Source organism: Bacillus sp. 22475, from assembly GCF_052044835.1.
In the GTDB taxonomy this organism is placed as follows: Bacteria; Bacillota; Bacilli; order Bacillales; family Bacillaceae_G; genus Bacillus_A; species Bacillus_A cereus.
This window is the reverse complement of record NZ_JBQENW010000001.1, coordinates 301,241-316,760: the sequence shown is the minus strand read 5'-3', so window position 1 is coordinate 316,760 and position 15,520 is coordinate 301,241. Positions and strand designations below refer to the sequence as shown.

Genomic DNA, 15,520 nt, shown 5'->3' with positions numbered 1-15,520 from the left:
ATTGAAATAAAAAGAAGTTCCAAAAGAGGAACTTCTTTTACTTAATTTCGATATCTGCAGAATGAATATGATGTACTTTCCCCTCATGATCCTCCAGAAGTAATACACCATCCTCTGTGATTCCTTTTGCTAACCCCGTAATCGTCTCTCTCATCGTTCGAGCGGTAATTTCTTTCCCGATGCTCACAGCGTAACTTTCCCAAAGAATTTTAATAACAGAGAAACCATTTTGTAAATACTCTTCATATAATTTTTCTAGTTGTAAATAGATTTGTTGCATAAGTTCTGCACGAACAATCGGCTTACCTGATTCAATCGCTAATGAAGTAGCAATGTGCTGAATTTCTTCATCAAAATGTTCTTGCTTTTGATTCGCATTAATACCGATGCCCATAATGACAGCATTAATTTTATCAGGATCCGCTTGCATTTCTGTTAATATACCTACAGCCTTTTTACCTTGAATTAAAATATCATTTGGCCATTTTATCCCTACGTTTACACCTGTACATTTTTCAATTGCCTGTGCAACACTAACAGCCGCTAACAAAGTAAGTTGCGGTGCATGATGAACTGGAATCGATGGGCGTAAAATAATACTCATCCAAATTCCTGTTCCTTTTGGTGAATGCCATTTTCTGCTTAAACGACCTCTTCCCGCTGTTTGTTCTTCTGCTACAACGATAGTTCCTTCTTCTGCACCTTCATAAGCAAGTTTTGCTGCAATGTGCTGCGTTGATTCAACAGTTGATTCAAAATACACTGTTCTACCAATTCGCTTCGTTTGTAGCCCTAACTGAATTTCATTAGCAGTCACTTTGTCTGGCTTACTTGCAATTCGGTAACCTAATCGGCGCACAGCTTCAAGTTCATATCCCTCACTCCGGAGATCTTCCATATGTTTCCACACAGCAGTTCTTGAACAACCAAGTTTATCACTAATCGTTTGGCCGGATACAAACTCGCCATCCGCTTCAGAAAAAACTTGTAATAACTGCTTTCTTATAGTAGATTGCATCCTTGCAGCCACTCCCTTATACGCTCTTTCTCATTAACTACGTTTCCTTGTACGATTGCTTCCTCGATCTTCTGAAGCATGTCAGCAACCCACGGACCAGGCTTTTTGTTTGCCCAGTTTAATAAATCATTACCAGTCACATTCATTTCTTGACGACCCTGGATTGGCAATGCATGAAACATTGATTGTACTCGTTTAACAGATGTAGGATCATAGCTTTCAATCATCGCTTCATATACTCTCTCTGCCATTTCAGCGATATAAATTCCCGTTTTATAAAGAAGGACTGTATCCCAATCCTTCTCCTTTCTAGTACGGATTGCCAATAAAACTGCAACAATATCTTTTATTTTTTTATTCGAAAACTTCCATTGACGTAAAAAAACAGATGGATGTTCTTCTCCGATACAATATAAGAAAAATGCCCACGCCTCAATATCCGTTTCGAAAGAATCCCATTTATACTGCGTAGCTTTTAACAGTCTCTCTTCTGACATTTGTAAATATGGCAAATGAGAAAATAGCTTCGTCTCTACTAACTCTTTGAGACCTTTCACACAATATGTACCAGTTAACAATTTCTCAAACTCTACTGTAATGCGCTCAATTGCTATATGTTCTAGCAAATGCCCATACGTTTCAATCGCTTGCTTCGTTTTCGTTTCTAATGAAAAACCTAACGCGCTTACAAACCGAATACCACGCATCATTCGCAGGGCATCTTCTTGAAAACGATCCACAGCATTTCCAACTGTCACAATTTCTCTCTGCTGAATGGCTTCCTGTCCAGCAAATAAATCAACCATTTCGCCTTCTTCTGTCATAGCAATTGCATTCATCGTGAAATCACGACGTTTTAAATCCTCTTCTAATGAACGAACAAATTGAACACTACTAGGTCTTCGAAAATCTTCATATTCGCTTTCTGTTCGAAAAGTAGTTACCTCATAAGGCTCACCATTTTCTAAAACAATTACAGTTCCATGCTCAAGACCAACAGGAACATTTCTTGGGAATATAGCCATCACTTCTTCTGGCAAAGCAGATGTCGCAATATCAATATCTCCAATCGGCCTATCGATAATAAGATCTCGTACGCTCCCACCAACAAAGTAAGCCTCATGTCCTTGTTGTTTTAATGTCTCAATAATAGAACTAGCTTTTTTAAATCTTTCCATTTTTGTCATCCCTTAGTACGTCATAGTAAATCGTTTCATATTGTGAAACAATTTTTTCTGAGCGAAATTGCTCATAAACACTTTCTCTTGCTCGTTCTCCCATATTACGATGAAGTTCCTCGTGCTTTAATAGCTGAGTAGCTTGATTTGCCACTCCTGTTGTATCGCCAACTTCACATAAATATCCTGTTTCCCCGTGTTGAATAACCTCTGGAATACCTCCAACCCGTGTTCCGATACAAGGCACACCACACGCCATTGCTTCTAATAAAACAAGACCAAAACTTTCCTTCTCTGATAGAAGCAACATTAAATCACTCATCGCAAGTAGTTCTGCAACATTATCTTGCTTACCTAGGAATAAAACACGATCTTCAATATGTAAATTCTTCACTATCTGTAAAATCGTACAGAATTCTGGTCCGTCTCCAACAAGAAGCAACTTCGCATCTACTTCTTTAACAATTTTAGCAAATGCCTCAACAACATCCTGCACACGTTTCACTTTACGGAAATTCGAAATATGAATAAGTACTTTTTCACTCTCACTTATACCGTATTCTTTCTTTAACTGAGACATATTACGCTTGAAATATACGCGTTCGTCTATAAAGTTATATACCGTTTGAATTTCTTTACTTGGTTTTACAAGCTCATGCGTTTCGTTAATTAATGAATGCGAGACAGCAGTAACAACATCCGATTGCTCAATACCAAAACGAATTAAATTATTTAACGAAGGGTCGGAACCTAACACAGTAATATCTGTTCCATGCAAGGTTGTAACAATTTTAATACGCTCTCCGATCATTTGTTTTGCTAAATATGCACAAATTGCATGTGGTATTGCGTAATGCACATGTAAAATGTCTAAGTTTTCTCTTTGTGCAACCTCTGCCATTTTACTTGCTAACGCTAAATCGTATGGTGGATATTGAAATACAGAGTACTGGCTTACCGTCACTTCATGAAAATATATGTTTGGATATACTTTATTTAACCGGAATGGTAAACCCGATGTAATAAAATGAATTTCATGCCCTCGTTCCGCCAATTGCTTTCCTAATTCTGTTCCAACAACTCCAGAACCACCTACAGAAGGGTAACATGTAATACCTATTTTTAATTTCATTTACATCCCCCTATTAAATCAGCATGTAATAAAACCGGTTTCTTGCTCATAAATCCTTCGGCATACAAGACTCCAACTTCTTTCCCAAACATCTTCTCACGAGCGACCACAGTTTCAACGTACCCTTCTGTTAACGGCGTCTTAACACCATCACTCCCTGTTGAAAACTGACTTTCATACGCTTCTAATGCTTCCACTTTTTGCGATAGGTACTCACTAATATCTATACAAAAATTCGGTTTATGAAAACCATTAATCATATAATTATAAAAAGATTCCACACGATGCGGCGGAAGTTCTGGCATAAATTTACGGATTCCTGCTGAAAAAATAGCCTCTTCCACAAGCTTTGCACAATTTGCATGATCTGGATGACGATCTTCATAATATGGTGCAAAAACTAGTTTTGGTTTATATGTACGAATCACCTTTACAATTTCACGTATATACTCTTCTTTCATATACAAACCACGGTCTGGCATCGCTAAATTCAGTCTCGTTTTTACTCCCATTATACGAGCTGCAGCCTCTGCTTCTTCTTTTCTCAACTCTATCGTTCCATTGGAAGAAAGATCAGCTTCTGTTAAATCACAAATACCTACTTCATACCCTTGCTTCGTATATTTAGCAATGGTACCAGCCATGCCGATTTCAACATCATCGGCATGAGCACCAAACGCTAATATATGTAATCCACTCATAATTGTTCCCCTCATTTTCTTAACTTGCGATAATCTAAATCTCCTCGCTCTAATGCGTGCATTAACATTTCAGCACTTGCCATATTCGTTGCAAGTGGAATCGCATATACATCACATAAACGAAGCAATGCATTCACATCTGGTTCATGCGGCTGTGCTGTTAATGGATCGCGGAAGAAAATCACCATATCTAAATCGTTTTTTGCAATCATTGCACCAATTTCTTGATCTCCACCAAGAGGGCCCGATTGATATCTTGTTACAACTAAGCCAGTCGCTTCCATAATACGAAGCCCTGTCGTTCCTGTTGCAAATAATTCATGTTGTTCAAAAATTGGTTTATATGCGTATGCAAACGAAACCATATCATTTTTCTTTTTGTCATGTGCGATTAAGGCAATTTTCATCCGTTGTCTCCCCTTTAGTCGATAATATTTTCTAAACCGTACACAAGATGATCCAGGTTCATTACTGTCTCAATTGATAGTTTTACACCTGACATAAATGATGCACGATTGAATGAATCATGACGAACTGTTAACATTTGTCCATCTCCACCAAACATTACTTCTTGGTGTGCAATAAGCCCTGGCAAACGTACACTATGAATGTGAATACCATCTACATTTGCACCACGTGCACCTGCTAGTTGCTCTACTTCATTCGGATGACCTTGCTGCTTTGATTCACGATTTTGACGAATTAATTCTACCGTTTTTACAGCTGTACCAGATGGCGCATCTAATTTTTGATCATGATGCAATTCAATTACTTCAACATCTTGGAAATATTTCGCTGCCATTTGTGAGAATTTCATCATAAGAACTGCACCAATTGCAAAGTTTGGAGCGATAATTGTTCCTACTTCTTTTTCTTTTGCATTCTCTGTTAAACGTTTCAATTCTTCTTCTGTAAATCCAGTTGTACCAATAACAGAACGAAGTCCACGCTCAACTGCAAGTGTAACGTGTTGTTTCCCTACTTCTGGTGTTGTTAAATCTAACAATACATCTGCTTCTACTTCATCTAAACAAGTATGTAAATCAGCGTAAATCGGCGTATGTAACGCTGGCATGCCAGGTAAATCAGAAATCTTCTCTCCACCATGCTTATAATCTACTGCTGCTACTAAATTAAAATGTTCCGTTCTTTCCATAAGAAGGACTGCTTCATGCCCCATACGTCCTCTTGGTCCAGCGATAATTACTTTAATTTCTTTCATTATTCTTTCTCTCCCTCATCAATACGTGTCCAGCGATCTTTATCACGTGTATTAAATTTATTCATTACAATGTTATGTGCTGTCTCTAAATCAATATTTAAACTATTTGCCATACAAATCATAACAAATAATACATCTCCAAGCTCTTCTTCAATACTATTTTCTTTTTCAGTCGTTTTCTTCGGTTTCTCACCATAATAATGATTTACCTCTCTTGCAAGCTCCCCCATTTCTTCCGTTAAACGAGCCATCATTGCAAGCGGACTGAAATAACCTTCTTTAAACTGACCAATATATGCATCTACTTCTTTCTGCATATCTTTCATCGTTTTTGCTTCCATACTATTCACCTCTAATCCTTCCTCTTTCATGTTAGCCAATTCATCGCGATTTGACAAATATTATTCCCCGCCAAACACCTATTTGCGACCCTTTTTTGGATAGACTATAATAAAGTGAAACTTTCTTTTGCGCTTTTTGCAAAAGATCAGCCCACACTAATCGAGTTCTTACTATTTTCACTAGCAACTAGAAATTACTTATTATTATGTTTTACCGTTTCAGCGGAGCAATGCAATCATTACATAATTAGGGGGATTTCTATATGACATCAAAATTGAAGATACGAAATATTATTTTTATTTTAATCGGTTCCGCTATATTTTCTTTCGGTATTGTCAATATCAATATTGAAAACCACCTTGCAGAGGGTGGGTTTACCGGTATTACACTATTATTGTATTTTTTATTTAAGTTTGATCCTTCCTACTCAAACTTAATTTTAAATATCCCTATTTTTTTTATTGGTTGGAGGTTACTTGGCAGAACGACATTTTTATATACATTAATCGGCACATTTAGCGTATCTTTATTTCTATGGATTTTCCAGCGTTACGAAGTGCTCAACTTACATTTAAACTTGCAAAATGATATGACACTCGCAGCTTTATTCGCCGGGGCATTTATCGGTATTGGCCTTGGGATAATATTTAAATATGGCGGGACTACTGGCGGTGTAGATATTATCGCACGACTAGCTCACAAATATGTTGGCTGGAGTATGGGTAAAACGATGTTTATGTTCGATGCTGTCGTTATCGTCGTCTCTATTCTTACCTATTTATCATACCGCGAGGGTATGTATACGTTAGTTGCTGTTTTTATCGGGGCTAAAGTCATTGATTTTATGCAAGAAGGAGCCTATGCCGCCAAAGGAGCGACTATTATCTCAGAGAAAAACGATGAAATTGCTGCCAAAATTTTATCTGAAATGGAGCGCGGAGCAACCTTTTTAAAGGCTGTTGGATCGTATACAAAAGTGGAACGTAACGTACTGTATTGCGTTGTTGCTAAAAATGAAATCGTGAAATTAAAGAATATTATTACTTCTGTAGATCCTCATGCATTTGTCGCTGTAAGTGATGTACATGATGTAGTTGGTGAAGGATTTACGTTAGATGAAAATAAAAACCCTTTACATAATTAAATGTAACTAGAAAAGCGCCTTAGCTTTTCTAGTTTTTTATTACAAGTCTTTTAAGCTTCTCCAAATCCTCATAAATAAGCTCCAATAAACTCCGATTATAAAAAATGGAAGCTGGATGAAAAGTTGGAAAAACATGATATTCATTCTCTGACCATGTAAACTCTGCACTTTGCATATCCTTTAATTTTTGAATGGGCTGTTTTAATAATTGCCCGTGTACATCTGTGATTTTTTTATTTTTTCCTGTTAAACGTTGAAGACCGATATTTCCAAGCGTGACGATAAGCCTCGGATTTATTTTCTCTAATTCATAATCTAACAAAGGCGCATGGGCAACTATTTCTCCTTGATTTGGCGTTCTATTATACTTTTTTTGTATGCTTTCACCATTTCGTTCTTTTTTCTCTCGCCATTTATAAGGTCTACTCCGAACAGCGCTCGTAATATATACTTCTTCCCTCGTAACGTGAATACGCTCTAAAAAACCCATTAATTGTTTTCCCGACCTCCCGCTAAACGGAATCCCATTATGAATTTCTGTTTCACCAGGCGCTTCTCCTAACAACATAAATTTGGGATTTTCAGGACCTTGTCCACTTAAAAAACCTTCTAGTTGATAAGGAGCACTACGCTCTTTCACTTGTTTTACTAAATGGTCTGGATATTTCATTTCCCCCACCGCCTTTCCGCATTACTTCTATTATTTCTATTTGTAATACATTATATAATTCAATCCACACAACAAAAAAAGACTATCAAAATTGATAGTCTTTAGTCGTCGCTACGCTGCATACCAGTATACATTAATACGAGACGTAATAATTCAAATACCGCTACAGCTGCAGCTGCTACATATGTTAATGCTGCTGCATTTAATACTTTACGAGCTTGGCCATATTCATCTGTTGATACGATACCTAACGCTTCAATTTGCTGCATTGCACGCTTTGAAGCATCGAACTCAACTGGTAATGTAACAAGTTGGAACACAACACCTGCAGCCATTAAAATAATTCCTAATAACAATAGTTTCGACATTGTCGCAAATATACCAATCATAATAAATACCCATGATATATTCGATCCAAAATTCGCCACAGGAACTAACGAATGACGAATACGCATAAAGTTATAATCTTGCGCATCTTGAATTGCGTGTCCTACTTCATGTGCTGCCACTGCTGTACCAGCAACTGAATGTCCATAATAGTTATCTGTTGATAATCGAACCGTCTTGGCCGTTGGATCATAATGGTCTGATAAATGACCTGGTGTTTCTTCCACAGCTACATTGTATAATCCATTTTCATCTAAAATTTTTCGAGCCACTTCCGCTCCTGTCATACCTGATGTTGAATAAACTTGTGAATACTTGCTATAGGCACTTCGTACTCTTGACTGTGCATACAACGGTATGATCATTATGATCGCGAAGTAAATTAAATAAAACATCATGAACCTCCATTGAAGTTTTAATTATAGTACTTCTCATTCTATTTTCTTCTGCCACTATTGTCAATGAATAAACCTTACAATCCATATCTTTACTTATTACATTATCTATTTTTAGAATGCACATTACTTTTTCTTTTTTCTCTCTCTCCTTTATACTTTCTCCATCCAACATAAGTTAATGTGAATAAAATAAGTCCCCCAGTAATTGTCATAAACCAAATGAGAGAAGGTGCAATTTCATCCTTTTTTACTGTGTGAAATATCTTTTGCAAATCCCCTTTAATAATCCCTAATTGCATTTGGCCACCTTTCGTTTTTAACATAACGTTACGAAATTCATCCAAATAAGATAAATGAACATTTACACGCTGTACCTCGTTTTCTGGCAAAGCAATCATTAAACTTGGATAAATAATATTGAATTCATTTAAAAATGTATTTAATGTTTGTTGAAACTGCCCAGCATCTTCTTTTTCCATCGCTTTTTCCATTTGAGAAAAGGCATCCATTACTTTCCTTTCTCTTTCCATCCAAAGTGGTTGATATTTCGATACTTGTGCATCAACAGCAAGTTGTAATGCCAACACATTATCCATTTTAGCTTGCTTACCTAAACCTTCTTCAGAGAGCGATTGCTGCGCCTTGTCGTAAGCTAAAGAAATAACTCTAACTTGATCTGGTGTTACTTCCTGCTTCTTTTCATTTCCCTTCATTAAAAATTGCTCTGAGAAAAGTTGTAATACTTGTAGCGCTTTTTCATCTTCATTACGCTTCACTAACTGTAACGAGTCGTCTAACAACCCTGTTAGCTCATTCCACTCTTCAGCATATATACGTAACGGAAACATTATAATTAGAAATGCTATCAATCCAATTAATGTTCTCTTCATCCCGGTCCCCCCTATAACTACTAGTACAAAATATGTTAATTGGGACAAGAATAGAACAGAACTGAACCGAAAAATATATTATCGTTTTACAAAGAAAAAATTCTCTTTAAGCAGAGAATTTTTTCTTTGACATCCTTTTCTTTTTTACGAAATATCTATATAAGCTATAACAAAGTATACTACCACCTAAAATGAATAATAAAATAGCACACGCAGCATGCATAAAGAACTCCTCTGGTAGCATTAATATAACTGGATCCGTTTCAATATCAAACATCCAATAATCATTACTGAATAAAAGCTTATGGAATAATACAAAGCTCTTTTCAAAATTAATAGCGATTGGTAACATAAGCGCTATCGGAAAAATGATTGTTAAAATCGATCCGTGCAGTAAAAACTTTTCATTTTTCTTTTTTAATAAATAAATTCCGCCTATCACTGCAATCATAATTGTCGCATACATCACATATTGAATCTTTACTAAAATATTTTTAACATCTACAAAATGAATACGGCCATTTGTAGACATATCTAATGTTGGCAAATGTAATGCTCCGTCATAAAACGGGGATAAATATGTAATAAGCACATCGTAATTTCTTTTAATTTCATCCTTCGTCATATCCGCTAAATCAGGAATATTTAAAAAATCAATTTCAAAATAATACAGCCATTTTCCATACACAATTGCCGTTGTTGCGAGTGCAAAAATAGAAAATGCTATGCTATATGAAACAACTAAAGTAATCAATCGATCCAATATTTTTGTACCACTCTTATTTTTCTCCATGTTCTCCCCCTAAATGTTCTAACCATCATAAAGAAAATTGTTTCCTGTGCTCACGTAAGCAACAATAATATGTGATACATAGTACAGCAACGCTTAACCAAAACGTAAAATAACCAATTTCCTCTACAAACAAATGCATAATTCCATATCGTGGCATTTGCCAAAATAAATAATCAATTGCATCGTTATGCAACGTCCACACACCCGCTACTATAAAATGCCATTTTTTTATACGGTAAAATGGAGCATATAAAACACCTTGCACTGCCATCGCAAAGTGCGAAAGCATTAACATGTAGCCCATAAGGCCAATAGGACCTTTTACGTAAATCATAATCGCATTTACAACAACAGCCCAAATACCATATTTTATTAAAGTAACAATCGCTAGCGCTTCTATTAATCCCCAGTTTCTCTTTGTCAAAAAAGCAATTAAAACAAAGACAAAAAAGAGACTCGCCATAGGACTATCTGGTACAAACGGCCAAAATATAGGTGACGTTTCTTTCAGTTGATTTCCGTACCATATAAACCCGTAAATTGTACCTAATATGTTAACAACCAATAAAAATAATAATACCGAGCGTTGTCTTAACATTGCATACAAGTACACCAATCTGTATGTCCAACACCTTTCAAGCAAAGTAATTCATTCACTAAATCCTACTCTATTATAACAAACTTCATCCAACTAAATAGAAAAGCTGACTACAAATTTTGTAGTCAGCTTTTTATTATTTTTTATTATACTTTGCAACGAATTCCGAAAGCTTCTTCAGTTCCTCATCTGTACCTTTAAATACACCTTTAGGCATGGAACCTTTTCCATCTTTCGCAATTTTAGCAATTTCTTCTGGCTTTAAAGTTAAGTTTTGCAGTGCTGGTGCTGCCGCCCCGCCCTGTAAGTTGTCACCATGACATGTTAAACAAGTATTTTTTTGCATTAATTTATAGCCATCATCATTTTTATCAACTGGCGCGGTTTTTACAATTGCTCCTTGTTTCTTTGCAGCTTCCCAGTCGTGGTGTGCTACAGATTCCCAAGTTAAAAAGATAATCGATGCAATTGCTAAAAGCATAAATCCAGTTGCTACAGGACGCTTCAATGGACGTCTTTCTGGACCTCGATCAAGAAATGGAGCTAACAGTAATGCACCAAACGCAATCCCTGGCATAATAAACGCTCCAATTACAGTAAATGAACCGGAAGCATAAGAATACTTTAATAACTGATACAAGAATAAGAAATACCAATCTGGAAGTGGTATATATCCAGCATCTGTTGGATCCGCCATTCTCTCAAGCGGCGACGGATGCGCCACTGTTAAACATAAATAACCGATTAAAAAAACTGCACCAACCATCCATTCTTTTAACAAGAAGTTCGGCCAAAATGCTTCTGTTTTCCCTGGGTATTCAGAATAGTCTTTTGGAATATTTGGTTTCCGAGCTACCGGTACCCGAGAATCTCCTACAAACTTCATCCCTTTGCCGCGATGCATAATCTCCCTCCTTTAGTTCTTTCCCCTTTAATTTAGCAATTTCTTATAGTGGACCGGAAATACCTTGTTTGCGAATCATGATGAAGTGGAAGGCCATTAAACCTAGAAGTGCTGCTGGTAAGAAGAAGACGTGAATAGCAAAGAAGCGAGTTAATGTTTGAGCGCCAACAATTTCGGAATGACCAGCGAGTAATGTTTTAATATAAGGACCAATGAGCGGTGTTTGCTCTGCAATTTGAATCCCTACTTTTGTAGCAAATAAAGCTTTCATATCCCACGGTAATAAATATCCGGTAAAACCAAGACCTAACATAACAAAGAAAATAAGAACACCAACAATCCAGTTTAACTCACGGGGCTTTTTATACGCACCTTGGAAGAAAACTCTGAGTGTATGTAAAAACATCATTACAATTACGAGACTAGCACCCCAGTGGTGCATACCACGAACAATTTGCCCATAAGCAACTTCATTTTGTAAATAGTAAACTGATTCCCAAGCATTTTTAATATCAGGCACATAATACATCGTCAAAAACATTCCAGATAAAATTTGAATTACAGTAACGAAAAAGGTAAGTCCTCCAAAGCAATAGACGAATGCAGAAAAGTGATGTGCCGGGTTTACATGTTCAGGTACTTCATGATCAGCGATATCACGCCATATCGGTGTAATATCTAATCTTTCATCTACCCAATCATAAATTTTATTTAACATCTACTTTGCACCCCCTCTTGGCTTCGCTTTTCCTAGATACAGCGTTCCATCTTTCACTTTAGACTCGTACACATCCAGCGGAGCAAGGGGTGGCGTACCTTTAATGTTCATCCCATCTTTTGTATAACGCCCCCCGTGACATGGACAAAAGAATTGATTCGGATGTGTTTTGTCCGAATTCCAGTTAACTGTACATCCTAAATGTTTACATACTGGAGAGAACGCAACAATGTCTCCGCTTTCATCTTTATGAACCCAAGCCGATTTTGGTTCTTCAGACTTGTACCAACCATCAACCTGTTTCACTTTAAAATCGAAACGCTTCGGCTCTGTTGTAATATCCTTTACTTGCGCAACAGCAACCATATCTGTTCCGGCTTCTTTTCTTAACACCGGATCAAGCGCAAATCGCGTCATCGGCATTAAAATACCGGCAGCCATAAAGCCTCCTACCCCTGTGAGTGTGTAATTTAAAAATTGTCTTCTTGACACGCGATGTTCTTTCTCGCTCACGAAAATTTCCCCCCTCTATCAGAAATTGTCCCCTCGTGATAAATTATATAAAAAATAAAAACTAGGACACTATCATGATATAATACGCTCATGCACAGGTCAATATCATACTACTCATAATAATAAGAACTTTCTGTTTATTATGAGTTTCCCCACTTCTCTTCCAACATCACCATTATATTTTTTATATGTGCATGAATAACTTCTCTTTTTGCCTGATCACTAAATTGTTCTAATGCTAATGAAGGAAACCAAAATAAATCTCCCTGTAACTCTTGCATATCCTCTTTCCATGAAAAATCACTTGTAACATAAGCAATATGCTTAAAACCTTCGCTTCGTAAATGATTTGTCCATTCTTGCAAACGACCTTTTTCATTCTTTTGACTTTCTACCAAATACGTAAACGCAGGTAGTAAAAGCACTCTTCCTTTATACTCTCTTTCCAATTCCGTGCTCAACAATTCGATAAATTCACCTTGTTCTACAACCATTTTCATTTCTTGTGCTGCCGAAATTGATAAAAGCGGTATTACTCCTGTATCAACATACTCTCTTGCTTGTTCAAACTGTTCCACATCTTTTACACTCCACTTCAAATTCCTTCCCTCCTTCACTTGCAAATGACAGAACTTTCACTTTATATATATTAAACCATACTAAAAGAGGTAAAAAAAGAAAAACTACCCAATATAGGTAGTTTTTCTTGGTGAAAGTCTGAAATTTGTAAAAATTTATTAATCCAAATAAATTCTATAAAGTCTTTAACTCGGCCGTTAATCTATGAAACGCTTCCTTATCTTGCTTATCTAACGCTTCATCAATTTGTTTCAAAAGGCGTTCTCTCCTAAATGAAAATACACTTTCTTCCAAAAGCCTTTCTGCAAGTAAACGATCTTTTTCATTTACTTCAATATGCTTTGGTAGATATGGGTTTTCTTCTAATACAGCTACATAATTCGCATTTTGAAACGATGATTTAAAGTTGAGTTGAATATAAATATCCTCATCTCGATTTAAACGAATATCATGAAACGATTTTTCAGCATCTGTTGTCATAACATTTTGTTTAAAAAAGTGAAACGGTGTGTCTTTCACACAATTCGCTGACATCACTAAGCCACGCGGACAATATTTTGCATGTTCTACGAAGTGGACTTTATGCATCAATTGGTCGTGACTCATTAAATAATTCAGAATCCATACACATTCACGCTGTTTCAGTTGGTAATTATTCAAAAACCATTTTACAAAATCCTTCTTCTCGTTTACAGAAACAGGGGTATTCATAGCAATTAAGTCCCTCCTCTGTCTTTCTCTTTTCTTTTTAGATTCAAGAAGCGGCATTCAGTTTCCTTCCAACTTATGAAAAATCCTCTAAATTATATAACAACTCTTCAATATGAATTTGTGTCGGGTCTAGTTGTAATAACTGGGTAAATACTTCTTTCGCCTCTTTTCGCTTTCCTTCTTCCAATAAGAAATAACCGTATTCTTCTAAGAAGTCTGGATGATTCTTAAAAGAAGTATATGCACTTTCATAGTGTTTTAATGCATCCGAATACATTTCTAATTGTTTTTTTGCATACGCAAGGTCCCAAAGTAGTTGTGTATCTGGTTCTCCACTATCAATAGCACGCTCTACAATTGCAATTAACTCTTCGTACTTTTCTTGTCCTTTTAAGATATACGCATATTTTAATGTTGCGCCTAAATGCCCTGGGTCTAACTCAAGTGCTTTTTGAAGAACTTCCTCTGCTTCTACTATTTTTCCTAATTTCGCCGCAATGTTCGCTAACTCTACATAAAACGGAACTGAAAGCTCATCTACTTTAATTCCTTCATGAAGCGTTTCATAGCTTTCTTGAAGCATTCCTTCTTTTTCATAGCTTTTCGCTAAATACATGTACAGTGATGCGTACTCAGGGTCTAATTCTTTTAGTTCTTGCCAAGCACCGATTGCTCTCTGATATTCTTCACCTTGGTATAATGTGAAGGCATATCCAAATAATGAGTGAATATCTTTTTGTTCCTCTAGGCCTGCTTCATAATAAGAAATCGCCTCTTCCCAGTTTCCAATCGCACTTAACGTTTCTGCAAGACGAAGTGCGATCACAACACCACCCATTACTTTATGTTCAGCTAATAGCGATTCATAATAAGTAATTGCCTTTTGTTCTTCACCTTTACTACTATATAATTCTGCTAACCCAAACGTAATAACAGGTTCATCAGGCATCATTTCTTTCGCCTTTAATAGTTTTTGCTCTGCTACATCATCAAAACCTTGCATTTGGAATAAATCTGCAACAAGTAATAAAGATTGAACATATAAATCGTCATTTTCTGGAATATCATGAAGTACTTCAATCGCTTCATCTTCTTTATCTAGATCAATATATAATTCTGCTAAAAATACAGTGAATTCACTTTCTTCCGGATACAGTAAACGTAAGTCTTCAGTAATCGCTAATGCCTCATCTGTAAATCCAAGTGTATGATAGTAACGAGCGATATCATACTTCTCTTCATCATTTGCAATTTTTAATTGTTCTTTTAATAATTGTAATCCTTTTTCCACTTCACCATTTTCAATATATGAAACAGCTTGTTCAAACTTTTGCATAAACGTCTCCTTTAATTCTAAAAAATATTCTCTTCTGTTCATTTATCATAAGCAACTCACTGTTAGAACGCAACTGTTAGAACGCAACCTTTAGAATGAGCATGCTTCTTCTTATACTTCTTCTTACAGAGTAGGTAATTGTTCAAAAGGTTCGGATATGACACCGATACCTTATCATCATCTTCTATTGTACCGCTTTCTTTTATGACCGTGCAAATAACTTCTCTCACTAATTATCAAGCCATACAAACCGTGATTTACAGAACAACTTAATTATCAGTCTTCA

19 protein-coding genes are annotated in these 15,520 nt (G+C 36.2%); 1 reads left to right on the top strand and 18 read right to left on the bottom strand.

The features are described 5' to 3' along the window. Positions 1 to 37: 37 nt before the first annotated feature. The 7 genes from ACTJJY_RS01735 to ACTJJY_RS01705 are packed head-to-tail and all read right to left on the bottom strand — an operon-like array spanning position 38 to position 5,592. Positions 38 to 1,018, bottom strand: coding sequence for a biotin--[acetyl-CoA-carboxylase] ligase (locus ACTJJY_RS01735; protein WP_440604856.1), 981 nt, complete (start codon positions 1,016 to 1,018; stop codon positions 38 to 40). After that, positions 1,003 to 2,196, bottom strand: a complete 1,194-nt coding sequence (locus tag ACTJJY_RS01730; RefSeq protein ID WP_440604855.1) for a CCA tRNA nucleotidyltransferase — start codon at positions 2,194 to 2,196, stop codon at positions 1,003 to 1,005. Before ACTJJY_RS01730 ends, ACTJJY_RS01735 begins: the two co-directional genes overlap by 16 nt. Beyond that, positions 2,183 to 3,328, bottom strand: coding sequence for an N-acetyl-alpha-D-glucosaminyl L-malate synthase BshA (gene bshA / locus ACTJJY_RS01725; RefSeq protein ID WP_440604854.1), 1,146 nt, complete (start codon positions 3,326 to 3,328; stop codon positions 2,183 to 2,185). The genes ACTJJY_RS01730 and bshA overlap by 14 nt, the downstream gene beginning before the upstream one ends. Beyond that, complete coding sequence (bshB1, locus tag ACTJJY_RS01720; RefSeq protein ID WP_377853456.1) at positions 3,325 to 4,029, bottom strand: bacillithiol biosynthesis deacetylase BshB1; 705 nt, start codon at positions 4,027 to 4,029, stop codon at positions 3,325 to 3,327. The genes bshA and bshB1 overlap by 4 nt, the downstream gene beginning before the upstream one ends. Positions 4,030 to 4,040: 11 nt before the next feature. Then, a complete protein-coding gene (gene mgsA, locus ACTJJY_RS01715) occupies positions 4,041 to 4,436 on the bottom strand; it encodes a methylglyoxal synthase (protein WP_000684765.1) in 396 nt (131 codons plus the stop codon). 14 nt (positions 4,437 to 4,450) lie between these two features. Beyond that, positions 4,451 to 5,251, bottom strand: coding sequence for a dihydrodipicolinate reductase (gene dapB / locus ACTJJY_RS01710; protein WP_098614369.1), 801 nt, complete (start codon positions 5,249 to 5,251; stop codon positions 4,451 to 4,453). Next, positions 5,251 to 5,592: a nucleotide pyrophosphohydrolase gene (locus ACTJJY_RS01705; RefSeq protein ID WP_014894810.1), complete on the bottom strand. Its 342-nt coding sequence runs from the start codon at positions 5,590 to 5,592 to the stop codon at positions 5,251 to 5,253. The genes dapB and ACTJJY_RS01705 overlap by 1 nt, the downstream gene beginning before the upstream one ends. Before the next feature lie 263 nt (positions 5,593 to 5,855). Between ACTJJY_RS01705 and ACTJJY_RS01700 the strand changes: the two genes are divergently transcribed. Further along, the gene (locus ACTJJY_RS01700) at positions 5,856 to 6,737 is read left to right on the top strand and encodes a YitT family protein (RefSeq protein WP_000202117.1); all 882 of its coding nucleotides are present in this window, start codon (positions 5,856 to 5,858) and stop codon (positions 6,735 to 6,737) included. A 28-nt stretch (positions 6,738 to 6,765) separates the two neighbouring features. Here ACTJJY_RS01700 and ACTJJY_RS01695 read toward each other — a convergent pair whose 3' ends face one another. From ACTJJY_RS01695 to ACTJJY_RS01645, 11 genes are all read right to left on the bottom strand, one after another. Continuing rightward, positions 6,766 to 7,407, bottom strand: a complete 642-nt coding sequence (locus ACTJJY_RS01695; protein WP_000876861.1) for a uracil-DNA glycosylase — start codon at positions 7,405 to 7,407, stop codon at positions 6,766 to 6,768. A gap of 101 nt (positions 7,408 to 7,508) precedes the next feature. Next, a complete protein-coding gene (locus ACTJJY_RS01690; protein ID WP_011109966.1) occupies positions 7,509 to 8,192 on the bottom strand; it encodes a zinc metallopeptidase in 684 nt (227 codons plus the stop codon). Positions 8,193 to 8,293: 101 nt separating this feature from the next. Further along, the gene (ypjB, locus tag ACTJJY_RS01685; RefSeq protein WP_440604853.1) at positions 8,294 to 9,082 is read right to left on the bottom strand and encodes a sporulation protein YpjB; all 789 of its coding nucleotides are present in this window, start codon (positions 9,080 to 9,082) and stop codon (positions 8,294 to 8,296) included. Between the two features lie 106 nt (positions 9,083 to 9,188). Next, positions 9,189 to 9,875, bottom strand: coding sequence for a lipoprotein intramolecular transacylase Lit (gene lit, locus ACTJJY_RS01680; protein WP_440604852.1), 687 nt, complete (start codon positions 9,873 to 9,875; stop codon positions 9,189 to 9,191). A gap of 25 nt (positions 9,876 to 9,900) precedes the next feature. After that, complete coding sequence (locus ACTJJY_RS01675; RefSeq protein WP_000262838.1) at positions 9,901 to 10,491, bottom strand: DUF1405 domain-containing protein; 591 nt, start codon at positions 10,489 to 10,491, stop codon at positions 9,901 to 9,903. 118 nt (positions 10,492 to 10,609) lie between these two features. Further along, positions 10,610 to 11,377: a menaquinol-cytochrome c reductase cytochrome b/c subunit gene (gene qcrC, locus ACTJJY_RS01670; RefSeq protein ID WP_000554601.1), complete on the bottom strand. Its 768-nt coding sequence runs from the start codon at positions 11,375 to 11,377 to the stop codon at positions 10,610 to 10,612. A gap of 43 nt (positions 11,378 to 11,420) precedes the next feature. Next, positions 11,421 to 12,095, bottom strand: a complete 675-nt coding sequence (qcrB, locus tag ACTJJY_RS01665; RefSeq protein ID WP_000932700.1) for a menaquinol-cytochrome c reductase cytochrome b subunit — start codon at positions 12,093 to 12,095, stop codon at positions 11,421 to 11,423. Further along, on the bottom strand, positions 12,096 to 12,608 hold the full coding sequence (qcrA, locus tag ACTJJY_RS01660) for a menaquinol-cytochrome c reductase iron-sulfur subunit (protein ID WP_440604851.1): 513 nt from the start codon (positions 12,606 to 12,608) through the stop codon (positions 12,096 to 12,098). A 140-nt stretch (positions 12,609 to 12,748) separates the two neighbouring features. Beyond that, positions 12,749 to 13,207 carry a YpiF family protein gene (locus tag ACTJJY_RS01655; RefSeq protein ID WP_000872170.1) on the bottom strand — a complete coding sequence of 153 codons (459 nt, stop codon included), beginning with the start codon at positions 13,205 to 13,207 and terminating at the stop codon, positions 12,749 to 12,751. 154 nt (positions 13,208 to 13,361) lie between these two features. After that, complete coding sequence (locus ACTJJY_RS01650) at positions 13,362 to 13,898, bottom strand: ReoY family proteolytic degradation factor (protein WP_440604850.1); 537 nt, start codon at positions 13,896 to 13,898, stop codon at positions 13,362 to 13,364. A 73-nt stretch (positions 13,899 to 13,971) separates the two neighbouring features. Then, complete coding sequence (locus ACTJJY_RS01645; RefSeq protein WP_440604849.1) at positions 13,972 to 15,234, bottom strand: tetratricopeptide repeat protein; 1,263 nt, start codon at positions 15,232 to 15,234, stop codon at positions 13,972 to 13,974. Positions 15,235 to 15,520: the final 286 nt, after the last annotated feature.